Origin of the sequence: Pseudoalteromonas sp. P1-8, from assembly GCF_001399985.1 — a bacterium.
Classification (GTDB): domain Bacteria; phylum Pseudomonadota; class Gammaproteobacteria; order Enterobacterales; family Alteromonadaceae; genus Pseudoalteromonas.
This window is the reverse complement of sequence record NZ_LJSO01000008.1, coordinates 113,780-137,801: the sequence shown is the minus strand read 5'-3', so window position 1 is coordinate 137,801 and position 24,022 is coordinate 113,780. Positions and strand designations below refer to the sequence as shown.

Here is a 24,022-nt window from a genome sequence, read left to right as displayed (position 1 = left end):
AAAATTAAACTTTTTGCCACTTTAATTAACATGGTGGCATTCATGACTTTCTATTTGCAGCACACTTTTTCCAATTTTAAAGCGCGATTGCAATAGTTTTTCGACCTTTAAGCGACATGCTTCGTCATGCTTTTCAACGGTACAATGCTGTTTTAAAACAACGTGCGCGCCAACAATAATGTCTTTGTCTTGGCGCATTACCGTGACATTATGAACATTTTGTACATGTTCAACCGAAGCGATACTTTGTTCAATATCAGCTACATTCGGCAGCTTACTTCTATTTTCAAGTAAGCCTTGAATACAACGAATGATCACTTTAACCCCAGTAAACAAGACAAAGGTAGCAATCAACATACTCGAAATAATATCAATTTCGGCCCAGCCAGTTAGGTGGATTAAAATACCAGCGAAGAAGGTTGAAACCGTTGAAATTAAATCAAAAAACGAGTGTAAAAACACCGCATACACATTAATGCTTGCTTTGCGCCCTTTGTATAGCACCCATGCTGCAGCACCATGAAACAAAAAACCAATAGCTGAAATGACCGACATTAAATAGCTATTAATTTGTAAATCATGACCATCGCTATGATGAAGGTAGCGCTCCCCCCCTTCATAAAGAATAATTAAGCTAATGCTTAAATATAAGATGCCATTGATCAAGCCACCCGTGAGCTCTGCGCGCTGGTAGCCATCATTAAAGTTTTTCGCGAAATATATCGCCATGCTTGAGGCAATAAGCGCGATGAATAAAGAACTGTTATGAACAAACAAATGCCCAGCATCAGCAAGTACAGCAAGCGAATTCGAATAATAGGCGCCAATAACCTGTATCACCATAAACGAGCACGTTATGGCTAAGGCAATCAACAAGCGGCGTCTAGATGCTTGGTGTGTTGTAATATCTGTCATGAAGAAGTGAAATACCTATCAGCTGGAAATGCGGTAATGATATAAAGTCTCAATTGTAATACGCAGCGCACTTAAACGCACTAAAAACTTAGTTAATAGTCCCTTTTTGAAAGTTTTTTGCACGATGTGTTACTAATAAGAAAGGAATTAGCAGCAAACAAGTAAACTAAAACACTCACTTGTAAGCTAAAAAACAGTAAGGCGTTAACAACACATGTTGTTAACGCCTTTTACTCGAAGCAGATTTAAAAAGCAGGCTATTAAACTTTAAACTGACTGACTAAATCTTTAAGGTGCTGAGCACGCGATAACAAGCTTTGCGTGCCACGTTGTTGTTGCTCAGCGTTATCATGTATTTGCATTGCACTGTCTGAAATATCATGAGCCGACTGATTGATATGCTCAACCACCGTGCCCTGCTCTTCTGTCGCAGCAGCAACTTGGTGGTTGCCTTGGCTAATAATTTCAAACTTCTGCTGAATAGACTGAAGTGCAGACACTGCAACGTGCGTAAGCTCAGTGACCTTTTGGCTACTTTGCGTGCCTTCGGCAATCGCCTCTTGTGATTGCAATGATGAGCTTTGTAAACGCGAAATCTGTTCTCTAATTTCAGAAGTCGATGTTTGCGTACGCTGTGCAAGTGAGCGTACTTCATCAGCAACGACCGCAAAGCCACGGCCTTGCTCACCCGCCCTTGCTGCTTCAATTGCCGCATTGAGTGCCAATAAGTTAGTTTGCTCTGAAATTGCATTGATCACTTCAACAACCGAGTTGATCTCAGCTGCTTGATTAGCAAACTCACCGATACTTTTATCAACCGTGATCAAAATATCATTCAGCTCATTCATGGTTTGTGCTGTGGCAGCCATACTTTGATTGGTTTGCACGGTTTCTCGTACCGCTTCTTCCGTGTCGCTTGCTGTACGATGAGCAATATCAGACACCTCATTAATAGTTTGCCCCATTTCTGTAATAGCTGTGGCAACTTGATCGGTTTGCGCGCGCTGATCTTCGGTAGCAACAAAGGTTTTGTTGGCAAAGCTCGCAAGGTCGTCAATCCCCTCTCGCATCGCTTGCTCGGTGACACTGATTTCATCTACCAACTCAGCTACTTTACCTATGATGGCATTAAAGCCTTTAGCAAGATGCCCCAGTTCATTATCAACACTGTCATCTAAACGTTTTGTTAAGTCACCGCCGTGGCCTGCCATACCCAGTAGTTCGTCGCCCACACTGCGTATTTTCTTACTTAGCCAATTCGCAAAATAAAGTGTTAACACTAAAAATATACCTGCAAGCACGACACTTACGATAATCGACATCCAAACGACTGTATTAATCGCGCTTGATATCTCTTGCTTAGGCTGAACCGCCACAAGAGTAAGGCCAGTGCCTTCGATTGGCATAACCCCAGCATAAACATCTTCATCTGCGAGCTCCACTTGCGATAGAGTAAAGCCAGTATGTTTACTGCTCAAAAAGCTTTGTAATGCGCTTAATGAAGCGACGCTTGTGACTTGTTTACCAATATAAGCATCATTTGCGTGTGCAATAATTCGCTTGCTCTCATCAATTAAGAATAAATACCCTTGCTCACCAATTTTACGCGACGTAACAATGCTAGAAATATCTGAAATATCATAACCAAGCCCTGCCACACCGAGGCGTTGCCCTTCAATTTCAACCAAGGTGTTAACGTATAAAGTGAGGTGTCCACCCTGCTCACTCACATCTAAAGCCAGCGCTTGGCGTTTATCTGAGCTAATAAAGTCAAAAAACCAACTGTCTCTTGGCTCACTTTGTGAGATTGATTTGAAAAAGCCGTCTTGTGTGTAATAACTCATTGAGTTTTTGCTTACCCAAAACACCGATGACGCACCACTTTTTCTTTGTAAGTCAGCAAAGTACGCCATCACACGTTGATGAATTGGTGAGCTTTTCTCACCTTCGTTCATCCACGTATGCAGAATTTGGTTTTCAGCTAAAGACTGTGACACAGAGATCGGGTAACGCATTTGAGCGTCAATTTCGGCAGCCACTTTACCCACAGCGTCAGGCAATAATTGCTTTTCTGTTTGTTGGTAATAAAGCCGAGAAAATTGGCTGGTATTGATTAAGGCGCTAACCACAGTGACAACAAACAATGCAATTAACACAAAACTAATAAAAATAGTGCGCAGCGATAGATTTCGCATTCAGCAAGCCTCATACTTAATGGTGGAGTTTTGGTTTTAGATCATCCTTGCGTCCTATCAATAATTTTAGGTAACAAGTCTGTGTTAAGCAATTGCTATTTAAGCTTTTACTGTTGTTTTTTGTACTAATAATTATCAAACTCAAACAGAATAGGAACAAACGCCAGCTTGTACCTTTTTACTAGTTAAAACGCTAGATACAAACACCTCACTGAATAAAACCGTGCTTATTATGACTCTGCTATTATTGCCATTTTTTGCTTGTAGGTTTTTGGCGACATGCCATACCAGCGATGAAATGCATGATGAAATGCGCTAATTTCAGAGTAGCCACATAAAAAGGCTATCTCAGTAACTGAAAGATCTGTTTCGTTTAACAATGACACACTTTTTTGCTGTCTTAAACTTGCTAATTCTTTACTAAAACTTGTGCTCTCTTTTGCAAGACGGCGCTGCAGCGTTTTTTCACTCATATTAAGTGCTTTTGCCATTGCTTTACTGGTGGTTTGGCCTTGAATTAAATGCTCTTCAAGCAAAATTCTCAATACCTGCGTCACATTCGTTTGCGTCACTAGTTTCATCTGGCTTGATAAAACTGGTTCACTATCGGTATTTTCGCTAAAAAACAGGCTGTGGGTCGTTGCGCCGTATTCAATTTTGCAATTAAAGTGCGCATTAATCTCACTGTGTGGCTCTTTACGCTGCAAGCAAATTCGCGTTGGGTGCCAATCTTTTCCCTTTACAGTGCGCGCTATTTTTACACAAAACGCCATGGGCGCTTCGTAGCTTAGCAGTGACATATCACGCTCACCATCACTAAAGTTAAAGCGAAGTTCATACTCACTTCCATGATCGATAAGCGACACATTATGTGTATCGCCCATCAATTTTTGATAACGCAATATCAGCCGAAAAGCACTCAATAACTGTGTTGACTGAATAATCGCCATGCCTACCACCGGAATAGCGCGTACATTCATGTTACTGCCAACATAAAGACCTAAATGGGTGTTTGGTAACATGGCTTGCGCCTGCTTCCAAAGCATACTGACACTGGCTTGTGGGTATCGGGCTGTTTGGCTACTTAATTCTGCTAAAGGAATATTTGCCGCTGCAAACAATTCATTAATTGGTAAACCCTGCCACTTAAACGACTCAGCCATAGCACGAAGCCACCAGCTTGATAAGGTTCTCATGCATGTCCTAAACAAACAATTTAATGACCTATATTATCAAGTAAATAAAAGAATAAAAGCCTATTGTTAACCTGTAATTAACAACGGAGACAACAATATGGGCACTGTAGCAAGTAAACGCGAGTTCGCGAGCTTTAAAGAGTTTTACCCCTATTACTTACAAGAACACAAAAATAAAGTCTGTCGACGCTTACATTTCATTGGCAGTTGGATTGTTTTGGCTATTTTGTTTGCCGCTATTTATCAGCAGCAATATAGCTGGCTAATTTTATGCCCAGTTGTGGGCTATGGCTTTGCTTGGGTTGGTCATTTCTTTTTTGAAAAAAATCGCCCCGCTACTTTTAAACACCCTTTTTATAGCTTTATTGGTGATTGGGTCATGTTTAAAGACATTATTATTCGCAAAGTACCATTTTAGGAAAACACCATGACGATGAAACACACAGTATCAGAGCAAGAATGGCAAGCCCGTGTTGAGCTTGCTGCCGCGTATCGCCTAGTTGCTTTATATGGCTGGGATGATTTAATTTTTACCCATATTTCAATGCGTGTCCCCGGCACAGACAACGAATTTTTGATAAACCCGTATGGCATGATGTTTCATGAAATTACGGCATCAAGTCTTATCAAAGTAGATCAACAATGTAATAAGCTGCATGACAGCGAATACCCAGTTAACCCTGCGGGGTTTAATATTCATAGCTGTATTCATATGGCGCGTAATGATGCCCACTGCGTTATTCACACCCACTCACTCAATGGCACGGCAGTGTCTGCTAACAAAGACGGCTTATTGCCTATCTCTCAGCAAGCTGTTGTTGTGCACTCAGGTTTGGGTTATCACGACTACGAAGGCATTGCCCTTAATCCTGCAGAACAAGACCGTTTAGTGAATGACCTAGGTTCTAATAACTTTTTAATGCTACGTAATCATGGCCTATTAACTGTGGGTAAAACAGTCGCTGATGCATTTTTGTTTATTTATGTTTTTGAAGCTGCATGCGCTGTACAAACTCGTACTTCACAAAATACCGAGCAACTCGTACAAGTACCTAGCGCGATTATTGAGGGTATCAAAGGGCAAACTGAAGTTGCTACTAAGGGACTGGGTGGCGCAATTGCTTGGCCTGCCTTACTGCGCTTACTCGACAATAAAAGTCCGGGTTACGATCAATAAGGATATACCATGCAAATTGATATCATGACTAAAATAGTGCTGCCTTTAGCACTATTTATCATCATGTTTGGCATGGGATTAGGGCTTAAAAAGCAAGACTTTAGGGCATTATTTATTAGCCCCAAAGCACTTTCAATAGGCTTAAGCTGCCAACTACTTTTATTGCCAAGCGTTGCGTTTTTATTAGCAATGAGTTTTACCCTATCCCCTGAGCTCGCTATTGGCCTGATTTTAGTGGCTTGCTGCCCGGGTGGTGTGACCTCAAACCTTTATACCTATTTATTCAAAGGGGATGTTGCGCTTTCAATAAGTCTAACAACGCTAGCAACATTTATCTCACCGTTTACCTTGCCACTGATTATGCATTTTGCCATGCATACATTCAGTGTGCCGGGCCACGAATTCGCTTTGCCAGTGATTAAAACCATAGTGCAAATGCTGATGATAACGGTACTTCCTGTTTGCTTAGGAATGGTATTTAATCACTTTAAACCCCATTTGAGCTTGAAAATAGAACCCTTTATACGTCGTTTTTCGAGTGTATTCTTAATTGTGATAGTGCTTAGCATTATTCATAAAAATGCTGACCAAATGCTGAACTTTTTTGCGACCAGTGGCATTGCAACGCTGACATTAAACCTCAGCACGCTGTTACTAGGGCTGTTTTTTGCAAAAATATCGGGCTTAGATCACAAGCAACAAATGAGCATTGCGGTTGAAGTTGGGCTACAAAATGGCACCCTTGCCATTTTAATTGCGAGTACCTTAATCAATAATGCCGCCATGGCAATTCCTGGAGCAACCTATAGCTTATCAATGTTTGTAACGGGTTATATTTTTTGTCGCTTATTTAGCGCGCATCATACAAAACACCTTGCCATTCTCAACAAAGCATAAAAGCCAAAGTGATGACTAAAAACAAGGAAGTTTTTAATCACACAGTAATAAAAAATAGTTAAAATTTGAGATAACCAAACGAGTCTAAAATACACCTAATAACAAAGTTCATCACCCATCCTAACTATTAATTTTTTATTTATTTTTCATAACTATACCTAAATCATTAGTTATAATTTTTGCTCTGTGGTCAGTCTTGTTTAATAAGATATTTTCGTTCACTATCAATTTATGGCTTGTTATATAGGGACATATTGTGGCCGAACTTAATAACTCTAAATTGCCCGTTCATGTTGCTGAATTAAAGTTTGCACTTGATAACGTACCCGCATACGTTTACATAAAAAATGAGCTCGGGCATTACGTTTATGCTAATAAGCTTACCTTGGGTTTATTTGCTTGCTCTGAGCAAGAATTACAACATAAAAGTGATGTGGACTTTTTCCCAATTCCTGACGTAAAAAAGCTAGCAAAAATAGACAAGCAGGTGCTCAGCGGTGAGCGTACCCGTGAAGAAGTTGAGCTTACCTTTCCCGACGGACACCAATATATTTTCTGGGAAGTGAAAACCCCTATTATTTGCGACACAGAGCCCAACAAAGTCATCGGCATTTTAGGTATTGCAACAGACATTACCGAACGAAAACACCTTGAAGAACAACTCCTCTACGCTGCCTCCACCGACCCGCTAACTGAACTTTTAAACCGCCGCTATTTTTATATTCGCTTATCGCTTGCGTTACAAATGAGCAAGCGCGACCAAAACTATGGTGCAGTAATATTTATCGACCTTAATAAGTTTAAAAAATTAAACGATCAATATGGCCACAATACCGGCGACGCTTATCTTGTTGAGATTGCACAAAGAATGAAAACAGTTGTGCGCGAAAAAGACTGTTTAGCCCGCATTGGTGGCGATGAGTTTGTTGTATTACTTGAAGGGCTAAGCCGAAATGAGCAAACAGCCAAACAAAATGCCTATCGCGTTGCCGATAAACTGCAAACAGCCATCGAAGTTGAGTTTATTCACCAAGATCTTAACTATAAGGGCTCAGCCAGTGTCGGCGTCACCATGTTTTTAGGTACACAAAAAACTGCTGAAGAGATTGTCGCACAAGCAGATCAACATATGTATTTGATAAAACATGCACTGAATTATTAATACAAGGCATAAAGAATAAAACTGCACTTAAACAGCTAACGATTACAAATCAATAGCGCGCTTTGCTTTGTGGTGGTAATCTGAGCAGTGAAAAATAATATTAATTGTATTAAGGAAAGTACATGGACCCCGTTTCTAGCATTTTAGACCTGTTGTTAAATGTAGAAGTCTTTCTTCTAATTTTTGTTTTAGTGCTACTAAAAAGTAGCGTTAAATTTGTGCCGCAAAATCGTGCCTGGTTAATCGAGCGTTTTGGTAAGTACCATTCGACCAAAGAAGCCGGCTTAAACTTTATTGTGCCATTTATCGACCGTATTGCCGCTGACCGCAGTTTAAAAGAACAAGCGCAAGATGTGCCTTCGCAGTCTGCTATCACCAAAGATAACATCTCGCTTATCGTCGATGGTGTGCTGTATTTCCGCGTGCTTGACCCGTATAAAGCCACTTATGGTGTTGATGACTATGTATTTGCGGTTACTCAGCTATCGCAAACAACGATGCGTTCTGAACTTGGTAAAATGGAACTAGATAAAACCTTTGAAGAGCGCGACATGTTAAACACCAACATAGTTACCGCGATTAACCAAGCATCTGAGCCTTGGGGTATTCAGGTTTTACGTTACGAAATTAAAGATATTGTGCCACCTAATTCTGTAATGGAAGCCATGGAAGCACAAATGAAAGCTGAGCGTGTAAAACGTGCGCAAATTTTAGAATCGGAAGGTGACCGTCAATCTGCTATCAACGTGGCAGAAGGTAAAAAGCAAGCGCAAGTTCTTGCAGCAGAAGCTGAAAAAGCCGAGCAAATTTTACGCGCTGAAGGTGAAGCGAAAGCGATTATCGCCGTTGCTGAAGCACAAGCAGATGCACTACGTAAAGTGGGTGAAGCCGCCGATACAGAGCAAGGCCAAAAAGCAATTCAACTCGACCTAGCCACTAAAGCCATTGCCGCTAAAGAAGCCATTGCTCGTGAGTCATCTGTGGTATTACTTCCTGAAAGTGGTACTGACGCAAGCTCGATTGTAGCTCAAGGTATGTCTATTATTAACTCTTTGAATAAAAAGCAACAAAGTTAGGTGAGCTAATGGCATTTTTAGATACCCATTTAGCCGAAGCACTGATGATTATAGGTGTTATCGCGCTAATTGTTGAAGTTGCTGTACTGGGTATGAGTACCTATGTATTACTGTTTTTAGGCTTATCTTTATTTGCCAGTGGCTTACTAATGAATATAGGTCTACTTGATACGAGTTACACTACCGCGCTTTGGAGCAATATCGTGTTTACTCTTGGTTTTGCTCTCGTGCTTTGGAAACCTCTCAAACGCATGCAGGATAAAACCGATACTAAGCCGATACATAGCGATTTTGCTGAGCTTACCTTTGTCGTTAATGCCGATGTTGATGATAAAGGGTTAACCACACATCAGTATTCGGGTATTACATGGCAATTAAAAAGTCAGTCTCCCATTGCTGCTGGTAGTACAGTAAAAGTAACCGACAAACAAGTTGGTGTACTCTGGGTAGAGGCGGTATAACTCAGCAATAGTTAAACCTCATTTAGAGCCAAAACTCTATTTAGTTTTGTAACCGTGTTTGCTATGGTTAGAAGCACTCACGGTTACAAGCAAGGTTGCGAAAATGAACAATAACAAGGCACTCGTTGTAGAAGGTGGTGCAATGCGTGGCATTTTTGCCACTGGCGTACTGGATGCTTTTATTCAAGCTAATTACCAACCTTTTAATCAATGCTATGGTGTTTCTGCCGGAGCCACTAACATTGCCGCCTATTTGTGCGCCCAATACAAACGTAACCATGCAGTGATCACCGATTACTCTTGCCGACCAGAGTTCATCGATTTTGTTCGATTTATTAAAGGTGGTCACCTGTTTGATTTAGACTGGCTATGGCAAGAAACCATCCGTGATATTCGTCTAGATCTCGACACCTTCGAAAAACAAGCCAGTGAATTTTATATAGTCACAACCAATATACAAACTGGACAGGCAGAGTACTTAAAAGCAAATGCAACACTTCTAGAAGAGCAATTAAAAGCCTCATGTGCGCTGCCGATTGCATATCGAGAATTTCCTGTTATCAACAATTTGCAACTCACTGATGGTGGCGTGGCAGATTCTATTCCTATTCGTAAAGCATACGAGATGGGTAATAAAGAAATCACCGTTATTTTATCTCAGCCTCTTGGCTATAAGAAAAAGCCTTCAAAAGCGCCTTGGTTCGTTAAACGTCTTTATAAAAACACCCCGGCATTAGCAGAAGCCACCTTAAGGCGCGCAGAAAATTACAATCAAAGCATTGATTTTATTACCAACCCACCAAGCGATTGTAAAATTAATATTATTGCACCGCCACCCAACTTTGCTGTTGGTCGAACAACTAAATCATTTGAAAAACTCAGTGCGGGTTATGAAATGGGCTTAAATGCGGGCTCACATTTTTTAACTCAAGTTGCCTAAGCTAACGCTTTAAAAATAGGAACAATTTTTAAGCGTTTTCGATGTCATTGGCTATACTTTAAAGAGTTATGTTAGCCAAGGATTGACCATGAAACTCCCCCTACCTTTTATTACTGCCCTCAGGCTTTTAATACTCTCTTTTCTATGTTTTTTTTCATTTTTTAGCCAAGCTATTGAATGGCCTCAACAAGTGCAAACATCACAAGGCACACTCATTGTTTACCAGCCACAACCCGAGAAACTAAATGGTAATACTTTAACAGCCCGTGCAGCAATGTCATTTTCGGTTTCTGGCAATAACGCAGTGTTTGGCGTATTTTGGTTTACAGCTAAATTAGATACTGATCGCGAAAACGATACCGTCACCGTTCGCAATATAACAGTCACCGATGTACGCTGGCCTGAGTCAAAAGATGCAGGCGAACAAAAATTTACTGCTGTCGTTAATGAAGCAATAAAAACCAGTCAATTCGAAACCTCGCTTTCGCAACTCACCGCCAGCCTTGAAAGTGCAGAAGCAGCAGAACAAAGTTTAACGCAGTTAAAAACCGACCCTCCAACGATTATTTTCACAGAGCAACTGTCGGTATTATTGAGTTTTGATGGTGAACCTAAGTTTAGTAAAATTGAAAACAGCCAATATGAGCGCGCTTTAAACACTGCCATGACAGTGATTAAAGATAGCAAAAGCAAACTATGTTATCTCACCGATGGGCAATTTTGGTATCAGGCAAAACAAGCCAAAGGGCCTTATGACTATACTCAGTCGCCACCCGCTGAACTTGTAAAAATGCTTCCTAAAGATACCGAAAGCTCAGATCTAAGTGCGCCACCAGCCATTGTTGTTACAACTAAACCCACCGAACTTATTGCAACTGATGGCGCAGCTAAATGGAAAAGCTTAACTGGTGGCGAGCTCATGTATGTGTTTAACACTGAAACCCCGTGGCTACGTGAAATGCAAACGAATAACATGTATGTCTTGTTATCTGGACGCTGGTATCGCGCAAAACAACAAACAGGCCCATGGACCTTTGTACGTGGCGACGAACTACCAGAAAGCTTTGCCAATATTCCACCTGAATCAGATTTAGGGGGCCTCAGAGTTTCAGTTGCTGGCACTGAAGAAGCTGACGAAGCAGTATTAGATGCAAAAGTGCCGCAAACAGCGGCTATCAGCCGTAAAGACACTAGTTTAACTGTGTATTATGATGGTAAACCTAAGTTTGAACGGATCCCGGGCACGCAAGTTTCTTATGCCATTAATACCGATGCACAAGTGCTGCAAATTAAAGGCAAATATTATGCAGTCGATAATGCAGTGTGGTTTAAGGCAGACTCCGCACAAGGCCCTTGGCTTGTTGCTGATAGCATTCCAAAAGACGACATCGCAAAAATTCCTCCAAGTTCCCCCGTTTACAACGTCACTTACGTCGAGATATACGAATCAACTCCTGAGGTGGTGTATGTTGGTTATTACCCAGGTTACATGTGGTCATACCCTTATTATGGCGTGCCAGTGTATGGAACGGGTTGGTATTACCCGCCATACTGGGTCGGTGGCTACTACTACCCTCGCCCACCAACTTGGGGGTTTAATATTGGCTATAACAACTGGACGGGTTGGTCGTTTGGCTTAAGTTGGAGCAATGGTTTTTTAAATCTAGGTATGAATTGGAATGTTGGATGGCCAACCCATTATCGACCTTATCATTGCTGTAATGGCTGGTATGGGGGTGGTTACCGCGGCCCAGTTATTATTAATAATGGCAATATCAATATTGGTAACAAAATTAATGTCGGTCATAAACCTGGCCACCATAATAAGCAACCAAGGCATAATATTTATAAACGCGATCAGAGTAAGTCTCGTCTCGCTTCAAAGCAGCAAGTGAAACGCGATTTAAAAACAGCCATCAGCCAACACGATAAAGCAAACAACGTGTTTGCGGATCAAAAAGGTAACGTGCTCAAGCGTGATGGCGATAAATGGCAACAACGTGTTGAGGGTAAATGGCAAACATTACCTACCGATAAACAGCAACAAATCAAAGATCGGGCACAAAATATTGACCGCCAACAAGTGCAAAATAAATTGCAAAGCATAGATAAAAGTAAAGCGAAGCAAACATTACAGCAACGCCAGCACACTCAAAATAGGCAACAAAATCGTATGCAGCAATTAAATAGGGCAAATAGAGCACGTCAGCAAGGTATGCAGCGTCAACAAATGCGCCGTAATACACAAAGACAAATGCCTAATCGCGGCCATTAATGTAAAAACAGGAACAAAACAAAGCCAGTGTAAATACTGGCTTTGTTATCTTAACCAAAGGTATCGCCCTCTGTCGCTACCTTTAAGTCGTAATAGATATGTCTCTTAAGAAAAAGCCTGCAAAACAATTGCAAAAACTTGCTTAAAACTATTTCTCTATTAGTTTTAATACTAAGTCCTTACAAAAATTTGCACGCTCATGTTAAATAACTACACCGTTCGTACGCGATTAGCCGTCTTGGCTTTGTTACCGGTTACAGTTTTTGTGATCACCTCTATTTTTACAATGTCTATTATGTCGGGCATGGTAAAAGGCATCGACAGTTTGTATGACGATAGAGTCATCCCCCTTGAGCAGATAAAAACAGTATCGGACAATTACGCAGTTAGCATTGTTGATCTATTCCATAAATACCGCGCTGAGCAAATTTCAAAAACTGACTTTCTAGCCGCCGTTGAAAATGCAAAAAATGTTGCTGATAGCAAATGGAAAAGCTACTTAGGGACCAAGCTAACCACAGAAGAGCAGCGCTTAGTTAATATCGTGGAAAAGAATCTCGCTGTAGTAGAAAGCGAACTAAGCACATTTTTAAACCAAGTAAAAAGTGACCAACTCAAAGCAGTACCTAACGAGGTATTCGTAAAAAATCTTTACGATGTGTTTGACCCTCTCAGTGAAAGCTATCAAGGGCTAATAAACTTACAAATCAATGAGGCTAACAAGTTTAAAAACGCCGCAGATAAAGATTTTGCTCAAGTCAGTATTGCAATGACAGCCTCTATCACTATATTAATAATTTTACTATTGGCTATTGCCTTTATTATATACCGCTCTATCCATAACCCATTGTTATCGCTTAGTGAAACGATAGGCTCTATCTCAGAAAATGCCGACTTACGTCTACGTGCAACAACCCATGGTAATGACGAAATAGCCCAAGCAGCACATCACTTTAATGCCATGATGGAGCGCATTCATGCACTTGTAAATGATGTAACCAGTGCAACACTCACCCTTTCATCTGCTGCTGAGCAAATGAACTCAATTAGCGACCAAGTTGCAAGCACAGCCACAGAGCAAGAACATCAATCAGCAATGATTGCCACTGCCATTACACAGATGAGCAGTGCCATAGAGCAAGTGGCCGCAAATGCATTATCAACATCAGAAAAAGCCACTCACACTGATAAAACTGCTAAACAGGGTCAGCAGTCTGTGCAAGAAAATATCGACGCAATAAACCGTCTATCACATATCGTTAATGCGAATACAAAATTAATCAATGAGTTAAATACACAATCAACAGATATCAATCAAGTGGTGATGATGATCCAAGGCGTTGCAGAACAAACCAATTTACTCGCTTTAAATGCGGCCATTGAAGCAGCACGCGCTGGTGAGTCGGGTCGCGGTTTCGCAGTAGTAGCCGATGAAGTAAGGCAGCTTGCACACAACACGCAAAAAGCCACAGCCAGTATTAACGAAATGATCAGTAAACTACAAACAATTGCGCAGCAAGCCGTTACCGCCATGGGTAATGCCGACGAAAGTGCTAAACAAAGTGTTGAATACGCAGAGAGCTCATCACAATTACTGACTGAAATTACTCAAGAAATGACACTTATTGCCGATATGAACAACCAAGTATCCACCGCAACGGATGAGCAAACCACTGTTGCAAACGAACTAAGTTGTAATATTAATGAATTTAGTAGTAGCATTTCACTGGTTAGCGAAAGTTCGCAACAAAATGCGCAAGCCAGCCAAGAATTGGCTTCATTGGCTTCGCGTTTACAACAGCAGGTGCATGTTTTCAAAGTATAGTCGTATAAAACTGCGCTCAAAAAGCAGAGACTCGAAATAATGAACAGAGCAATACTGATATTAAAAATGACGTTTGCTCTGTTGAGTCTACAGGCCTTAGCTCATGAGCAAATCGTTATTCAGCTTGCTAAACCCAGCTATACCGATGCGGTAAAAAACCAGTATATTCACGATATCCTCAACAAAAGTTTTGCCGCAATGGATGTGGATGTTGTGCTGCTTTATAACGTTAAACCTATGAACGATAAAAGAATTATCGAACAGCTCAGCCATAATAAAACGATAACCTTAGCGTGGCTTTCTTTACCTCATAAGCAGCTTGATTCATTAGTCAGAACGACAATCCCACTCTATAAAGGGTTACACGGCAAGCGTTTGCTTATTATCCGTCATGAAGACCTAGAAAAGTTTAGCAATATTAAAAGCCTTGCTGAATTAACCCCCTTAGTTGGCCTGCAACAACAAAGTTGGTCAGATTATACCGTGCTGAAAAACAATGGTTTAACAGTTAATGGCGAGCTTGATTACCCAGGGATGATAAAAGCCCTTGAAACAGGGCTCGGTGATTACTTTCCACGCTCAGTACTGGCAATTGGCACCGAACTGAATAGACTAAAACAGTTCAACTTTGTCATTGCGCCAAACATTATGTTGCAATATCCCAGCGACTATTACTTTTACTTAAGCAAAGAGAATCAACACATTAGAGATATACTAGAACAAGGTATGCAAAAATTGCATCAATCAGGTGAACTTGAGAAGCTCTATTTGCAATACTTTGGTGATGTTGAAAAACAATTTTCTTTAAAGCAACGTCACATCATAACGCTAAAAAATAAGGAGTAAGCATGCTAAAAGCGCTGCTAATTATCATTATGACATTGGCGATTTTTGCTGCGGGCTTTATAGCTGGAGTGTACAGTTTACCTATTTTAACTGAACAACCAGCACCCGATATTGCTATTTTGAAGCAGCACCAAGGTCGATCGCAGTTTAGTGCAACGTTTAAGCCCAACCTCAAAGGCTCAGATCGCTTACATTATGGTGATGGCAAGGTGTATCTAACGAATGATGCTATTTCTATGCAGGGCACGTTATCACCTGGGCCTGACTATCAACTTTATCTATCGCGAAACTTTATTGATAACGAAGCCGATTTCTTAGCACAAAAAGGCACAATGCAGCGTATTGCGGGGGTACGTTCGTTCAATGGCTTTAAATTAGTTGTACCACAAGGTATCGATGTCAGTGATTACAATACAGTAGTTATTTGGTGTGAAAGTTTTGAGGAGTTTATTACTGCAGCGCAGTATCAATAGCTGTATTAATAAAAACAAAGCCGCCTTTGGAGAGGGCGGCTTTAAAGCGGCAGCTATGGGTGTGAGCTGCCTAATCAAGAGTCATTAAGCTGCATCTTCTGTGCTTTGAGTTTCATCGCTGTGGCGAATTAAGTAATCAAATGCACCTAAGCTTGCCGTTGCACCACTGCCCATAGCAATAATGATTTGCTTAAACGGCGTTGTTGTTGCATCACCTGCCGCGTAAACACCCGGTAATGATGTTGCACCTTTGCTATCAATTTCGATTTCGCCAAAGCGAGTCAGTGATAACGCTGAATCTTTTAACCATTCAGTGTTTGGCACCAAGCCGATTTGCACAAAGATACCTGCAAGCTCAAGTGATTTTTCATCGCCAGAGATGCGGTCAATATAGCTTAAGCCTGTTACTCGTTTACCATCACCAACAACTTCGGTCGTTTGCGCGTTTTTGATAATAGTAATGTTGTTTAAGCTATTTGCTTTACGAATAAGTACTTCGTCAGCACGTAAAGTATCAGCAAATTCAAGAACGGTGACATGCTCAACAATGTTTGCAAGGTCAATTGCAGCTTCAATACCTGAGTTACCACCGCCGATTACTGCTACTGCTTTGCCTTTAAATAACGGACCATCACAGTGTGGACAGTAAGCAACGCCATGACCGCGATACTCTTTCTCCCCTGGCACATTCATTTCACGCCAGCGTGCACCGGTTGCTAATACCACTGATTTAGCATTTAAAACCGCGCCATTTTCTAGCGTGATTTGATAATTATCTTGCTTAGTAAGCGATGCCGCACGTTGGTTTTGCATAACATCAACGTCGTATTCTTTTACGTGCTCTTCAAGTTGTGCAACCAATTTAGGACCTTCGGTCGCTTTAACTGATATAAAGTTTTCAATTGCTAATGTGTCTGATACCTGACCACCAAAACGCTCTGCAACCACACCCGTATTTAAGCCTTTACGTGCTGAATAAATTGCCGCAGAAGCCCCTGCTGGGCCACCACCAACAACAAGTACATCGAATAGCTCTTTATCGTTCAGTGCTTCGGCTTGGCGTGCAGCCGCTTTTGTATCTACTTTATTTAAGATATCAGTCAGGTTTACAGCGCCTTGGCTGAATAACTCACCGTTTAAGTACACAGCCGGTACTGCTAACACATTACGCTCGTTCACTTCGTCTTGGAACAAGGCGCCATCAATCATAGTAGCCGTAATATTTTCATTGTGTGCCGCCATCAAGTTAAGTGCTTGCACTACTTGCGGACATGTTTGACAACTTAATGAAATATACACTTCAAAGTTAAGCGGCCCTGGTAATGATTTAATTTGTTCAATTTCAGTCTCTGATGCCTTACTTGGATGACCGCCTGTATGCAGTAGAGCAAGGATCAAGCTTGTGAATTCGTGGCCCATAGGCACACCCGCAAATGTGATTTGCGTATTGTTAATAGGTGAAGATACCACCATAGATGGACGACGCACATCTTGGCTAGGGTTATCTCGCACCGAGAATTTGTCGCTTAACGAAGCTAAATCGTTTGCTAAGTTTTTAAGTTCTGTTGATTTATTGCTGTCATCCAAGGCGATAAGCAGCTCAACAGGGCTGGTAATAGAAGCAAAGTGGCTTGTTAATTGGTTTTTGATATTCGTATCTAACATGGCTTAGCCCTTGAGTTCAGAATAAATAATCTAGAAAAATTTTAAATATAACTGCCCACCACCCGCTAATGTGCTTAATGTGAGTTGTGATGGGCAATTAGGGTTGCATTGAGATAGCAAAGCCAAGCTTTGCTATCGTTTAATGCAGTGGCAAATTAGATTTTGCCAACTAGGTCTAGTGAAGGAGCAAGTGTCTCTTCACCTGGCTGCCATGATGCAGGACATACTTCACCGTCGTGGTTAGCAATGTACTGTGCAGCTTGTACTTTACGTACTAACTCTTTCGCGCTACGGCCGATACCTAAATCGTGAGTTTCGATTACTTTGATTTCGCCTTCAGGGTTCATTACGAATGTACCGCGAAGAGCAAGACCTTCGTCTTCAATCATCACACCGAAGTTACGAGTAATACGACCTGTCGGGTCACCAATCATTGGGAATTTGATTTTACCAATTGTGTCAGACGTATCGTGCCATGCTTTGTGAGTGAAGTGTGTGTCAGTAGATACTGAGTAAACTTCAACGCCCATTTCTTGCAGTTGCTCGTAGTAATCAGCAACATCACCTAGCTCTGTAGGACATACGAAAGTGAAATCTGCTGGGTAGAAGAAGAAGATTGACCACTTACCTAGCACGTCTTTTTCTGTTAGTTCTACAAAGTCACCGTTGTGGTAAGCTGTTGCATTGAATGGTTGTAGTTTTGTGTTAATTAATGAAGTGCTCATAGTATTCCTCATTGATGTATTTAAAAATGTTTAATTAACGCAGCCTTGCGTCTGCTTGATTAATACAATAGAGGTGTGAGCGATTAAAATAAAATTGATTGTTTAGATTAAATCGATTTGTTTTTTGGATTGGAAGAATGAAAATACCAAAAACTACAAAGCCCTCAATTACTTATGTAACAAAGGGCTTTCACTTCAGGGAACAAAATTACTTACTAAAACCGTATAAACTCTTTGGTTTAATGTAGTTAGGCTCAATTCCTTGCTCTTTTGCAGCTGCTAACATCACTTGCTCAATCCAACCTGCATCCATAATGTTCATATAGTTACCATCTGGGTCAAAGTTAATGTTAGACCCCATAACAACCATAAAGGTATCGGTCACTTCAGTGTTGTCTGCTGGTACTTGAAGTTGATGAATCGAACCGCCTGGCTCAAACAAATAGCTACCAGCCACTTGTAAATCGTCTGGGTATTCTGTGTAGTGCCAGCTGCCCGCCAAGGTATATAAATGTACAACACCAGTATGAAAGTGCTTTGGCAAAACCGTACCTGGCTCAAATAAAACACGTAATACCCATACCCCATTCTCTGAATCCAGCATGAGTGGATAAATGTGTACCCCTGGTAAGGCGTTTTTAATCAGCTTTTCATCATTTGTATGAATAGTCAGTAAGAAATCTTGATGATTAATAATATCTGGTAATGCCATGTGTGTGCCCTCTTTTCTAAGTATTTGTAAAACGACTCATTGCTCCAGTTAATATATTGTTAAACTTTAATGACTTATATTACTTTACTTTTCACGCAATTTTTTTTACTTTTTACGCCAGCGCACTAAAAAAGAGCACACTATGCCCCGTTTAACACAAGCACCTGATCTTATTAGAGTATCTGCTCTACACGGCTATATTGAACTGATCGAAAGTAAATTGGTGAACCCTGACGCACTATTATCGCGCGTTGGTTTAGACAGAAAACAATTACAAGATGCCAATAACTTTGTGCAGTATCAGCAACTCATTCAGCTTTTAGAACTCACCGCGAAAGAATTAAACCTGCCCTATTTCGGGCTAGAGTTAGGGCGGTGGCAAAGCTTAAATATCTTAGGATCTCTTGGTTATTTGATGGGTAATTGCGACACCCTTGAAATGGCACTAAAGAACTTAACTAAGTACTATCATGTACATCAAAATAGTGCTGATTTACTCCTTGAAGTAGACCAAGACTATATAAAGCTATCTTTTTTAGTTCGCACTAGCTTAAAGGTGAGTGTTTACCATGCTGCTGACTTAGCCTTAAGCGTTGGGGTCAATTTGTTAAAGCAGTTAACCGATGATCAAATAAAGTTGTCTCGTTTGGAGCTGCCCCATAGCTGCGATGACAACCAAAGTGTTTATCGCCAAGCGCTAGGCCAAATTCCAGTATTTAACTGTGCACAAACGGCAATTGTATTTGAGAGAAAATACCTAAAACTCCCTATTAAGAACTCAGATAAGCAATTGTTTTCTATACTTAGCCAGCAGCTTGGGCAGCTTCAAGACACAAAACGTGAAAACATTGCAGATCATGTTGAAGTACTGATCAAGCAATACTTACTCCACGAAGAGTTTGGCGTAAACCTCATAGCCGAAAAATTATCAATGAGTGCTCGTAGCTTGCAGCGTCACTTAACAAAGCATGACACAACCTTTCGTGAATTAGTCGATGATGTACGCTGTAATCTAGCACACCAATATTTAACAGAATCTAGCCTCAGTTTATCGAACATCTCAGATATCTTAAGCTTTTCTAATTACAGCGAGTTTACTCGCGCTTTTAAGCGCTGGTATGGCATTCCACCAAAAGATTATCGTAAGACACACTCGAGTTAATGGCGCAAAAAGTTAAAAACGGGTCGTTTAAAGCTAAGTTTTCTGTTAACAATTTATATATATTGACTAGCTAGTTTCGCTAATTAGTGGTCGTGCAATGTTAAGAAGAGTGTTTATTACCGGTGCCAACAGTGGCATTGGGTTCGAATTGGCAAAGCAATATATTAGCCGTGGTGACGATGTTGCGTTATTCGATTTACATTTCAACGAGCACACAAAACAATCGTTAAGTGATCTTGCTGATGATTACCAATACATTGAGTTTTTTGCTACGCATATCTGCGATACTGAAACGCTGCAAACTCAAGTAAATAATGCAATCGCAGCGATAGGCAAACCAGATTTAGCCATTTTTAGCTGCATTACCAATGTGCAACTAAGTAAAGAAAATAGTATTGCTTGTCAGCACTTTGCAACACTAATAACGCCACACTTAAGCATGAACGGCCACCTAGTAATTACATCCCCCCTTATTGATGCAACTAAATTTACGCCAGAGCCAAACGCTTTGATTTTAGCCAAAAAGCTACGCAAGAAATTTAAGCCAAATAACATAAAAATCAGCTTAATTTGCGCAAGCAAAACATCTAAAGCCATAACAAACCCAGCCAATACTGCACAACACATTTTGCGCAGCTTGGATAAACAAAAATTAATGGTGATCCTAGGCTTACAATCTAAACTAACCTATATCATGAGTCGTTACTTACCGAATTGGATAATGGGTTCTGTGATGGATCGCCTCATTAAACAACAATTAATAAGAACAACACGCTAAGGAATCCCCATGAACACACATGATAACCTCACGCAATTAATAGAGCATACTTGTCAGACTTATGCCGACCTTCCTGCCTATAACAGTGCAGGTAAAACACTCAGCTATGCCCAAGTTGAACAACAGTCTCGCTATTTGGCACAGTGGTTTCAACAACAAAGTGGTCTTGTTGCTGGAGACAGAATAGCCATTCAACTACCTAATGTTGTTGATTACCCTGTCGTTACCTATGCAGCAATTCGTGCTGGTTTAATCGTAGTCAATACCAACCCGCTTTATACTGCTCGTGAAATGCTACACCAGTTTAATGATGCAGATGTGAAAGCCATTGTTATTCTTGATGCTCTTACCGATAAGTTAGCAACGGTTATCAATGATACCTCGATCAATACCGTTATTGTTGCAGCGGCTGTTGCTGAGCCAACATTGCAAGAGGGTCAATTTTCGTTAAACGAACTCATTCGCCAAGGTGAAAGACTCGCCCCTCTTGATGCTCATCAAGCAAGTCGTGACGATATTGCTGTTTTACAATACACCGGCGGTACCACAGGGGTTGCCAAAGCTGCGATGCTTAGTCATGGCAACATTTTAGCCAATGCCGAGCAAATGAATGAGCGCTTTGACGATATTTTAAAGCCCGGTCAAGAAACGGGTATTTGCCCGCTTCCGCTTTATCATATTTACGCCTTTACAGTGAATATGGTTGGCCTATTTGCCATGGGGCAGTTTAACGTACTGATCCCAAATCCTCGTGATTTAGATGCGTTAGTTAAGCAAATCGAACCATTTGAGATTAATTACTTTTCAGGGATTAACACCTTATTTATTGGCTTGTGTATGCACCCAGGGTTTAAGTTACTTAATTTTTCAAACTTAAAAATGACCGTCTCAGGGGGCGCAGCTTTAACACATGCTGCAGCTGATGCGTGGATGACCACCACAGGTTGTACAATCACCGAAGGCTATGGCTTATCAGAAACCTCGCCTGTTGCAACCTTAAACGACTTTAAAAAAGAAGAAATTGGTAGTATTGGCCGCCCACTCTCAAACACTACTGTGGAAATTTGGGATGAAAACGACGAGCCTGTTGCTGACGGTGAGTCTGGCGAAATTGTTGTTAAAGGCCCGCAGGTGATGATGGGTTATTGGCAGCGCCAAGACGAAACCGACAAATGTATGAAGCGAGGTTTTTTCAAAACCGGTGATGTGGGTCTAAAACTACAAAGTGGTAATTACAAAATTGTAGACCGTTTAAAAGACATGATTATTGTTTCTGGCTTTAACGTGTACCCTAACGAAGTTGAAAACGTACTTTGTCAGCACCCAGCTATCTGCGAAGCAGCTGTTATTGGTGCAAAAGATGAAAAAACCGGTGAGCGTGTCTGTGCCTACATTACTTTAAAAGAACAGATTGATGAGCAACAGGTAAGTGACTATTGCCGCGAAAACTTAAGTGCTTATAAAGTGCCTAAATCAATCATTTTTATGGAACAATTGCCTAAATCGACGGTTGGCAAAATTCTACGTCGAGAGTTACGCCAATAATAAAGCGATCGTTTTAGCCGCCTAACTGGTATAAAATAGTTAAAAGATAAAAGCATGCCGTTAGGGCGTGTTAACCTTTTATGATTAATTTTGCAGCAGTGTGTTTGGTATTTAGGCAAGGCAGAGCCTATGTAGTGTGGTTGTTCCACATAAATAGGCGATAACGCAGCATCAATGCCAAACACGCGCTGCCCTTCGGGTTCTTCCTAGGGGCGATTAACTCTTTGTTGCTCGATTTTTACTTAGCCCACTAGGTTACAAATCTCGCGCCGCGATTAAATCGCCCCTAGAGTGAACAAATTTTAATTCACAAAGGTCAACACGCCCTAGGCTGATTTAAACTGTTTTTGTTGAATATAAACAGGATGGATACGGTTATTTAAAACCTTAATAGCCTCAAACTGTTCAAGAGAAAGGTTTTCGTCTAGTTGAAAGTGTTGGCTCAGGTTAATACACACTGAGGCTTCGCTTGAGTGGTCAACAATTAAAAACTCACCTTCTTGTGCCTGTGAGCACAATTTCACTACAGCTTCGACACTTGGCTGACTGCCATGATACTCATGAAAGAACCAACTTTTTGCAAGTACTGGCTTTAAATGAAATTTGACCGCAGTAGCATTTAGCGCGATTTGGCAAAGCTCCGCAGGGTTCCATAGTGAGAAAGTTTCGAGGTATTGATAAACTTGCTGATAAAATGCAGCGTCTTCAAGGCTAAAGTTAGGCTCTTGTAAAACAGCATCGGTGAGTTGGCGAAGTTTGTAAGGCGTGCACAGTTGCATATCTTGGTCTAGGTCAACCAAAAGACGATTGTTTTTTGCACAAGCAAGCCATTTCCATTGCTTAGATGCTTGTAACATGTCTCCTCCCTAACGAATAAATACTGTGCGCATAATCACAAATTATAACTAAAGCAGACCATTAATAAAATGATTTCTTAGAACATTTTATTAATGATCAATTGCTTAGATAACTGATCCTTATAAGCTATTTAGGATCGTTTTTACCAATTCTGGGCCTTTATAAATGAAACCAGTGTAAACTTGTACAAGGTCTGCACCTGCTGCAAATTTTTCTTTTGCCGAATCAGCATCATCGATGCCACCCACACCAATGATAGGTAGTTTACCTTCGGTTAAACGCTTAAGTTCACTAACCACGTGGGTTGAACGCTGACGCACAGGCTGGCCTGATAAACCACCCGCTTCATTTGCATATTGTTGACCTTGTACCATTGCACGCTCAAGTGTGGTGTTTGTAGCAATAACACCATCGATCTTATTGTTGATCAATGACTCACTAACTTGGCCAATTTGTACTTCATCAAGATCAGGGGCGATCTTAACTAGCATAGGCACTTGCTTGTTATGTTTGGCCACTAGATCAAGTTGTTCATTCTTTAAGCTTTGCAATAAGTCATCAAGCGCTTCGCCGTATTGTAAATCACGAAGACCTGGGGTATTCGGTGAAGAAATATTTACTGTGATATACGATGCATGCTCAAATACTTTACGCATACAGTGAATGTAATCATCTTTACCCTGTTCGTTTGGTGTATCTTTATTTTTACCAATATTAATACCTAGAATACCGTCGTATTTCGCTGCTTTAACATTCTTAACTAGGTTATCAACGCCCTTATTGTTAAAGCCCATGCGGTTAATAATCGCATTTGATTCAGGTAAGCGGAAAATACGCGGCTTGTCATTACCCGCTTGAGGACGTGGTGTAACAGTACCTACTTCAACAAAACCAAAACCCATTTGCGAAAATGCATCAATACACTCGGCATTTTTATCTAAGCCTGCCGCTAAACCTACTGGATTTTTAAACTCTAAACCTAAAAAGTTAACGGGTTTATTAGGGACAGATTGAGACCACGCAGCACTCAATGGCGTATGAGCAAATCGGCGTAAATTATTAAGTGCAAATTCATGAGCCCACTCCGCATCACGGGTAAACATAAAACGGCGAGCTAGATCATAAAACATGGTTTGTTC

At 40.9% G+C, this 24,022-nt stretch carries 22 protein-coding genes; 14 read left to right on the top strand and 8 right to left on the bottom strand.

From position 1 onward, the window contains the following. Positions 1-21: 21 nt before the first annotated feature. The 3 genes from AN213_RS12840 to AN213_RS12830 form a co-directional block, all read right to left on the bottom strand. Positions 22-915: a cation diffusion facilitator family transporter gene (locus tag AN213_RS12840; RefSeq protein WP_055198783.1), complete on the bottom strand. Its 894-nt coding sequence runs from the start codon at positions 913-915 to the stop codon at positions 22-24. A 260-nt stretch (positions 916-1,175) separates the two neighbouring features. After that, the gene (locus AN213_RS12835; protein ID WP_055198782.1) at positions 1,176-3,110 is read right to left on the bottom strand and encodes a methyl-accepting chemotaxis protein; all 1,935 of its coding nucleotides are present in this window, start codon (positions 3,108-3,110) and stop codon (positions 1,176-1,178) included. A 230-nt stretch (positions 3,111-3,340) separates the two neighbouring features. Next, positions 3,341-4,306, bottom strand: a complete 966-nt coding sequence (locus AN213_RS12830; RefSeq protein WP_055198781.1) for an AraC family transcriptional regulator — start codon at positions 4,304-4,306, stop codon at positions 3,341-3,343. Between the two features lie 97 nt (positions 4,307-4,403). On the opposite strand from AN213_RS12830, the gene AN213_RS12825 reads away from it, so the two are divergent. From AN213_RS12825 to AN213_RS12775, 11 genes are all read left to right on the top strand, one after another. Continuing rightward, positions 4,404-4,724: an Mpo1-like protein gene (locus tag AN213_RS12825; RefSeq protein ID WP_055198780.1), complete on the top strand. Its 321-nt coding sequence runs from the start codon at positions 4,404-4,406 to the stop codon at positions 4,722-4,724. A gap of 9 nt (positions 4,725-4,733) precedes the next feature. Beyond that, positions 4,734-5,483, top strand: a complete 750-nt coding sequence (locus tag AN213_RS12820) for a class II aldolase/adducin family protein (protein ID WP_055198779.1) — start codon at positions 4,734-4,736, stop codon at positions 5,481-5,483. A gap of 9 nt (positions 5,484-5,492) precedes the next feature. Beyond that, complete coding sequence (locus AN213_RS12815) at positions 5,493-6,380, top strand: bile acid:sodium symporter family protein (protein WP_082422973.1); 888 nt, start codon at positions 5,493-5,495, stop codon at positions 6,378-6,380. 256 nt (positions 6,381-6,636) lie between these two features. After that, the gene (locus tag AN213_RS12810; RefSeq protein WP_055198778.1) at positions 6,637-7,542 is read left to right on the top strand and encodes a GGDEF domain-containing protein; all 906 of its coding nucleotides are present in this window, start codon (positions 6,637-6,639) and stop codon (positions 7,540-7,542) included. A gap of 122 nt (positions 7,543-7,664) precedes the next feature. Continuing rightward, entirely contained in the window at positions 7,665-8,618 is a 954-nt protein-coding gene (locus AN213_RS12805; protein ID WP_055021437.1) for a slipin family protein, read from the top strand. An 8-nt stretch (positions 8,619-8,626) separates the two neighbouring features. Then, entirely contained in the window at positions 8,627-9,079 is a 453-nt protein-coding gene (locus AN213_RS12800; RefSeq protein ID WP_054562474.1) for an NfeD family protein, read from the top strand. Between the two features lie 103 nt (positions 9,080-9,182). Further along, positions 9,183-10,019, top strand: coding sequence for a patatin family protein (locus AN213_RS12795; protein ID WP_055198777.1), 837 nt, complete (start codon positions 9,183-9,185; stop codon positions 10,017-10,019). Positions 10,020-10,209: 190 nt separating this feature from the next. Then, positions 10,210-12,294: a carbohydrate-binding family V/XII gene (locus AN213_RS12790; protein ID WP_236702926.1), complete on the top strand. Its 2,085-nt coding sequence runs from the start codon at positions 10,210-10,212 to the stop codon at positions 12,292-12,294. A 199-nt stretch (positions 12,295-12,493) separates the two neighbouring features. Then, positions 12,494-14,119: a methyl-accepting chemotaxis protein gene (locus AN213_RS12785; RefSeq protein ID WP_055198775.1), complete on the top strand. Its 1,626-nt coding sequence runs from the start codon at positions 12,494-12,496 to the stop codon at positions 14,117-14,119. Between the two features lie 39 nt (positions 14,120-14,158). Beyond that, on the top strand, positions 14,159-14,965 hold the full coding sequence (locus AN213_RS12780) for an ABC transporter substrate-binding protein (RefSeq protein ID WP_055198774.1): 807 nt from the start codon (positions 14,159-14,161) through the stop codon (positions 14,963-14,965). A 2-nt stretch (positions 14,966-14,967) separates the two neighbouring features. Then, positions 14,968-15,438: a DM13 domain-containing protein gene (locus AN213_RS12775; RefSeq protein WP_055198773.1), complete on the top strand. Its 471-nt coding sequence runs from the start codon at positions 14,968-14,970 to the stop codon at positions 15,436-15,438. Positions 15,439-15,522: 84 nt separating this feature from the next. Here AN213_RS12775 and ahpF read toward each other — a convergent pair whose 3' ends face one another. From ahpF to AN213_RS12760, 3 genes are all read right to left on the bottom strand, one after another. Next, entirely contained in the window at positions 15,523-17,103 is a 1,581-nt protein-coding gene (gene ahpF / locus AN213_RS12770; RefSeq protein WP_055198772.1) for an alkyl hydroperoxide reductase subunit F, read from the bottom strand. Positions 17,104-17,258: 155 nt separating this feature from the next. Then, entirely contained in the window at positions 17,259-17,828 is a 570-nt protein-coding gene (gene ahpC / locus AN213_RS12765; RefSeq protein WP_054553958.1) for an alkyl hydroperoxide reductase subunit C, read from the bottom strand. A 208-nt stretch (positions 17,829-18,036) separates the two neighbouring features. Then, a complete protein-coding gene (locus AN213_RS12760) occupies positions 18,037-18,540 on the bottom strand; it encodes a 2,4'-dihydroxyacetophenone dioxygenase family protein (RefSeq protein ID WP_055198771.1) in 504 nt (167 codons plus the stop codon). 142 nt (positions 18,541-18,682) lie between these two features. On the opposite strand from AN213_RS12760, the gene AN213_RS12755 reads away from it, so the two are divergent. The 3 genes from AN213_RS12755 (at position 18,683) to AN213_RS12745 (ending at position 22,025) form a co-directional block, all read left to right on the top strand. Beyond that, on the top strand, positions 18,683-19,702 hold the full coding sequence (locus tag AN213_RS12755) for an AraC family transcriptional regulator (RefSeq protein ID WP_054562482.1): 1,020 nt from the start codon (positions 18,683-18,685) through the stop codon (positions 19,700-19,702). A 97-nt stretch (positions 19,703-19,799) separates the two neighbouring features. After that, a complete protein-coding gene (locus AN213_RS12750; protein ID WP_095209752.1) occupies positions 19,800-20,480 on the top strand; it encodes an SDR family NAD(P)-dependent oxidoreductase in 681 nt (226 codons plus the stop codon). Positions 20,481-20,489: 9 nt separating this feature from the next. Further along, positions 20,490-22,025: a long-chain fatty acid--CoA ligase gene (locus AN213_RS12745; protein ID WP_055198769.1), complete on the top strand. Its 1,536-nt coding sequence runs from the start codon at positions 20,490-20,492 to the stop codon at positions 22,023-22,025. A gap of 326 nt (positions 22,026-22,351) precedes the next feature. Here the strand turns inward: AN213_RS12745 and AN213_RS12740 are convergent, their stop codons facing one another. Together AN213_RS12740 and pyrD are read right to left on the bottom strand one after the other, a co-directional pair. Beyond that, entirely contained in the window at positions 22,352-22,882 is a 531-nt protein-coding gene (locus AN213_RS12740; RefSeq protein WP_055022164.1) for a cell division protein ZapC domain-containing protein, read from the bottom strand. Between the two features lie 120 nt (positions 22,883-23,002). Beyond that, positions 23,003-24,013 carry a quinone-dependent dihydroorotate dehydrogenase gene (gene pyrD, locus AN213_RS12735; protein WP_055198768.1) on the bottom strand — a complete coding sequence of 337 codons (1,011 nt, stop codon included), beginning with the start codon at positions 24,011-24,013 and terminating at the stop codon, positions 23,003-23,005. Positions 24,014-24,022: the final 9 nt, after the last annotated feature.

What these genes read in the sequence shown, in the direction of transcription:
- AN213_RS12755 (WP_054562482.1), top strand. Translation starts at nt 18,683, where the DNA reads ATGCCCCGTTTAACACAAGCACCTGATCTTATTAGAGTATCTGCTCTA.
- ahpC (WP_054553958.1), bottom strand. Translation starts at nt 17,828, where the DNA reads ATGAGCACTTCATTAATTAACACAAAACTACAACCATTCAATGCAACA.
- AN213_RS12800 (WP_054562474.1), top strand. Translation starts at nt 8,627, where the DNA reads ATGGCATTTTTAGATACCCATTTAGCCGAAGCACTGATGATTATAGGT.
- AN213_RS12825 (WP_055198780.1), top strand. Translation starts at nt 4,404, where the DNA reads ATGGGCACTGTAGCAAGTAAACGCGAGTTCGCGAGCTTTAAAGAGTTT.
- ahpF (WP_055198772.1), bottom strand. Translation starts at nt 17,103, where the DNA reads ATGTTAGATACGAATATCAAAAACCAATTAACAAGCCACTTTGCTTCT.
- AN213_RS12795 (WP_055198777.1), top strand. Translation starts at nt 9,183, where the DNA reads ATGAACAATAACAAGGCACTCGTTGTAGAAGGTGGTGCAATGCGTGGC.
- AN213_RS12835 (WP_055198782.1), bottom strand. Translation starts at nt 3,110, where the DNA reads ATGCGAAATCTATCGCTGCGCACTATTTTTATTAGTTTTGTGTTAATT.
- AN213_RS12785 (WP_055198775.1), top strand. Translation starts at nt 12,494, where the DNA reads ATGTTAAATAACTACACCGTTCGTACGCGATTAGCCGTCTTGGCTTTG.
- AN213_RS12830 (WP_055198781.1), bottom strand. Translation starts at nt 4,306, where the DNA reads ATGAGAACCTTATCAAGCTGGTGGCTTCGTGCTATGGCTGAGTCGTTT.
- AN213_RS12820 (WP_055198779.1), top strand. Translation starts at nt 4,734, where the DNA reads ATGACGATGAAACACACAGTATCAGAGCAAGAATGGCAAGCCCGTGTT.
- AN213_RS12760 (WP_055198771.1), bottom strand. Translation starts at nt 18,540, where the DNA reads ATGGCATTACCAGATATTATTAATCATCAAGATTTCTTACTGACTATT.
- AN213_RS12840 (WP_055198783.1), bottom strand. Translation starts at nt 915, where the DNA reads ATGACAGATATTACAACACACCAAGCATCTAGACGCCGCTTGTTGATT.
- AN213_RS12745 (WP_055198769.1), top strand. Translation starts at nt 20,490, where the DNA reads ATGAACACACATGATAACCTCACGCAATTAATAGAGCATACTTGTCAG.
- AN213_RS12750 (WP_095209752.1), top strand. Translation starts at nt 19,800, where the DNA reads ATGTTAAGAAGAGTGTTTATTACCGGTGCCAACAGTGGCATTGGGTTC.
- AN213_RS12740 (WP_055022164.1), bottom strand. Translation starts at nt 22,882, where the DNA reads ATGTTACAAGCATCTAAGCAATGGAAATGGCTTGCTTGTGCAAAAAAC.
- pyrD (WP_055198768.1), bottom strand. Translation starts at nt 24,013, where the DNA reads ATGTTTTATGATCTAGCTCGCCGTTTTATGTTTACCCGTGATGCGGAG.
- AN213_RS12775 (WP_055198773.1), top strand. Translation starts at nt 14,968, where the DNA reads ATGCTAAAAGCGCTGCTAATTATCATTATGACATTGGCGATTTTTGCT.
- AN213_RS12780 (WP_055198774.1), top strand. Translation starts at nt 14,159, where the DNA reads ATGAACAGAGCAATACTGATATTAAAAATGACGTTTGCTCTGTTGAGT.
- AN213_RS12815 (WP_082422973.1), top strand. Translation starts at nt 5,493, where the DNA reads ATGCAAATTGATATCATGACTAAAATAGTGCTGCCTTTAGCACTATTT.
- AN213_RS12805 (WP_055021437.1), top strand. Translation starts at nt 7,665, where the DNA reads ATGGACCCCGTTTCTAGCATTTTAGACCTGTTGTTAAATGTAGAAGTC.